Here is a 3837-nt window from a genome sequence, read left to right as displayed (position 1 = left end):
GGGAAATTCTCCTTGTCGTTTTTTATTAACTAATTGGGTGACGCCTATTAATTTATGGTTCGAGTTAAATACTGGCATACATAGCATACTGCAAGTGCGGTAGCCGGATTTTTGATCTACTTCTTTGGAAGTGGCGGCGCGGGCGTCGTCGTACACGTCAAAGGGAATCAGCAGGGGTTCGCTGGATTGGGCGACGATGCCTGCAAAACCGGCGTTTCTGGGTATGCGAATTTCTTTAAGGCTGCCGGCGATCGGGATTTTTGTCCACAGTTCGTCTTTATCTTCGTCGATCAGCCACAGGGTGCTGCGATCGGCATTCATCAGTTCTTGGGCCTGATCCATCACCCTTTTTAGGGTATCTTCTAAGTCTAGACTGCTTTTAGAAAGAGCGTTTACGGCATTCATCAGTGCCGCGGCCGCCCGCTGTCTCTGAGTTGCTGCGTAGAAAGATTTGGACGATTCTAGAATTAGGCGAATTGAGGGAGCAAATTCTCTAAAAACTTTTTCGTCTTCTTCTGTAAATCCTGTCCTGTCGATTTGTTCGTCTAAAGTAGGAAATTTTTCGTGGTTCGGTTTGAGTTTATTAATCAGTTGAACGACTGCTACTAACTCGTTTGTTTCTTCATTGATCAGGGGCATTGCCAGCATTGTATAAGTGCGGTAGCCCGTTTTTTCATCGGTTTTTTTGGCGTTTGCCGATCGCGAGTCGTTGTAAAAATCGTAAGGAATGTTAACCACTTTTCTGTCTGTGGCTACTTCTCCAGCAATACCTACGTGGGCGGGAACTCTGATTTCTAGGTTTTTGCCATTTTCGTCTTTAGCGACGATCGCCCAGAGTTCATTTTTTTCGTCGTCCAATAAAAATATTGTGCTGCGGTCGGCATTGAGCAATTCCCCTGTTTTGAGGGTAATCGACTGCAACATTTCGTTGAGTATGGCATCAAATCCCTCGCTCTCAAGGATATTGTCGAGCATTCCCAAGGTTTGATTTACAACCTTAAGTTTGTCTTCTACTTCCTTAACTACTACTGTGAAACTTTGCTTGTTTAGGAGGTCGAGAATGCCGGACAAATTTCCCTGTGTCGGGATCATTGCACTGCTAGAGGGAGATGGAGATGGAGATGGAGGGGGAGGAGAAGAATAGGGTTCCTGATGGTGATTGTCATCGCCGACAACAGCGACATCTATCACGTTGTCAAGAGAAGAGTAATTGGTGGAAGATGCAGAAGAATTCATAGACCTTTACAGAAGCTTAAGTGTAAGGGTTAGTCTTTAAGCTAGGAGAGGGGACAAGTTGATTGGTGGGTAAGTCGATTTGAGATTTGAGATTTACTTGCTACAGATGAATCTGAGAGCTTAAACTCCGATCTAACATTTCGATCTATCCACCTCCGCCTAGCAGGGGCAAGGTATTTATTTTTGGATGGGGTCACGGGTAGCACAAGACTCAAGTATGGGTGAAACAAACTATTTCCCAGTTTACAGAAGTCTGGTCACAGGGCAAGGAAAGTTGAGTTGGCTTTGCTGGTGGACTGCGGGTGGGACGGTAAAGCGACTGCGGGATTGCTCTACTTTTTAGAGAAGGCGAATTTTGTTTTAATGATTTATTAAGTGATTTTGACATTGTGGTTGCCTGTTTTAAGTAGGTTCTTTGACCGATCGCCGGATGCGGATCGATCGCCTGCAGAAACATGAATGCTTGCAGGGCGGGGGACTGCTGAAACAGAGAGGGAATTGCCGAAGTAGTGGCAAGTGTCACACTAACAGTTGCTAGTGATGTGTGCCGTTGTCTACACAATTGTGGTTTTTAACTATAATTTCTGTAAATTTTGCTGCTAGAAGCTTTCATTCCGGGAACAAAGTCAGGTGATTTTTAGCTTTTTTTTGTAAAATCTGCGGCTGCCATTTTTAGTGTAACCTCCGGCTCTGAAAAACTCCGCTTTTTGCACCCCCCGATCGGCTCATATCGTTTCCGGTAACATCGGAATGATTTAAACGCAGAGGGTGCAGAGGACACAGAAAGAGAATAGACAGATGAATGGAGGATGCTGCCGAATATTGAGATCGAGTGCCGGTTCAGGGTTTGGCGGACTGAGTTTGGCGCAATCCGGCGGCTTCGACAAGCAGGGATTCGGCGAAGGCGATGGCTTCTGCGGCCGATCGGCCGCTGGCGAGTTGGGCGAGTTCTTCGCGCCGCTGCTGGCTGTTGAGGGCGGCAACTCTGACTACTGTGCGTTCAACTGGTTCGGAGTCGGCTGCGGGTTCGCCGATAGTTGGTTCTGTTGCGACAGTCATTTTGTTGACGCGAAAATGACAATCGGCCATCGCGGCGATTAGCGGCTGGTGGGTGACGCAGAGAACTTGGTGTTTGTCGGAGAGTTGATAGAGTTTTTTGGCGATTGCGCCGGCGACTCTCCCAGAAACTCCGGCGTCGATTTCGTCGAAAATTAGGGTGCCGGCGCTTTCGATTTGGGAAAAACAGGCTTTGATGGCGAGCAGAAAGCGGCTCATTTCTCCCCCGGAGGCGATCGCCCCTAACGGTTGCAGGGGTTCCCCCGGATTGGGGCTGAAACAAAAGGCGATTTGGTCGGCACCGGTGGCGGTTGGGCTACCAGGCGAGATGGCGACTTGAAATTGTACTTTTTCCATTGCTAAGGGCTTGAGTTCTCCCACAAGGTGCGTTTCGAGTTTGAGGGCTGCTTCGCGCCGCAGGATTGTCAGGTGGCTGCAAGCGTCTTTTAATTGGTCTAAAGCGGTGTGATACGCGAGTTCTAAGGCTTCCATTGACTCGCCTCCTTTTAAAAGTTCGTTTAGTTCGTTTTGGATGCTTTGGTAGTAGGCGATCGCTTCTGAGAGAGGCCCGTATTTGCGGCAAATTTGTTTGAGTTGGCGAATTCTGTCTTCTACTTCTTCGAGTCTTTCGGGATCTGCTTCTAGTTGTTCGCCGTAGCTGCTAATTTGCCTGCTGGCTTCTGTGGCTTGAGCTACAGCGTCGCTGACCATTTCTAGGATTGGTTGCAATAGGACATCGTAAACTGCCATGTCGCTTAAAATTTCCTCGGCTTTGCTCAACAAGTCGGCGGCTGATGCGGTGTCGCCGTCGTTTTGGTAAAGGGCTTGGTGAACTTTGTAACTTTGCTGCTGCAATTCGACGATGTGGCCGAGGCGGATTGATTCTTGTTCTAGGTGTTCGAGTTCGTGGCTGTCTTCTATTTGGGCTTCGCTGAGTTCTCGGACTTGGTATTGCAATAAGTCGAGTCTTTGCAGGCGCTGCTGTTCGGACTGACGCCTGCGTTTGAGTGCTGTTTTGGCGCTGGAAGCTCCGAGCCACGCGGTGGTAATTGTCGATCGAGCTTCAGTGAGTTTTTTGCCGCCGTACAAGTCGAGCCATTCTCGCTGGAGGGTTTCTTGTCCGAGGTGGACGGTTTGGCCTTGGGCGGTAATTTCGACGAGCCGATCGCGCAATTGCTCCATTAACTGGCGGTTGACCAGAATTCCGTTCAAACGCGATCGGCTCCGCATTACACCGCTCGTGGCGTTAATTTCCCGGCTGCAAACGGCTAAATTTCCGTCTATGGGTTCGATTTCTTGCTCGCCCAGCCAGATTGCCGAGGATGAGTCCAATTCAAAGGTAGCTTCCAATATTGCCCGCGCTGCTCCGGTACGAATCGATCGGCGATCGACTTTCCCGCCCAACACTGCATCGATCGCATCCAGGATAATTGATTTACCAGCGCCAGTTTCCCCTGTAAATACGTTCAAACTCGGGCCAAATTCTAGCTCCAGGCAGTCAATTAAGGCAAAGTTTTCTATTCTGAGGTATAGCAACATGGGGGA

General features: G+C 48.9%; 3 protein-coding genes. All 3 read right to left on the bottom strand.

Going from position 1 to position 3837, the window contains the following annotated elements:
• Positions 1 to 1236: GAF domain-containing protein (locus IQ270_RS28920; RefSeq protein ID WP_193976557.1), on the bottom strand; the 1236-nt coding region annotated here is incomplete at its 3' end.
• 211 nt (positions 1237 to 1447) lie between these two features.
• Positions 1448 to 1759 (bottom strand): hypothetical protein, encoded by a 312-nt coding sequence (locus IQ270_RS28915; protein ID WP_193976556.1) that lies wholly within the window; start codon positions 1757 to 1759, stop codon positions 1448 to 1450.
• Between the two features lie 317 nt (positions 1760 to 2076).
• Positions 2077 to 3831 (bottom strand): DNA repair protein RecN, encoded by a 1755-nt coding sequence (recN, locus tag IQ270_RS28910; RefSeq protein ID WP_193976558.1) that lies wholly within the window; start codon positions 3829 to 3831, stop codon positions 2077 to 2079.
• Positions 3832 to 3837: the final 6 nt, after the last annotated feature.

Origin of the sequence: Microcoleus sp. LEGE 07076 (assembly GCF_015207455.1) — a bacterium.
GTDB lineage: Bacteria > Cyanobacteriota > Cyanobacteriia > Cyanobacteriales > Microcoleaceae > Microcoleus.
Note: the sequence above shows the minus strand (reverse complement) of the source record. Positions and strands in the feature narration are given on the sequence as shown.

Bases quoted from the DNA above. Each gene is read 5' to 3' on its own strand.
- recN (WP_193976558.1), bottom strand. From the start codon at position 3,831: ATGTTGCTATACCTCAGAATAGAAAACTTTGCCTTAATTGACTGCCTG.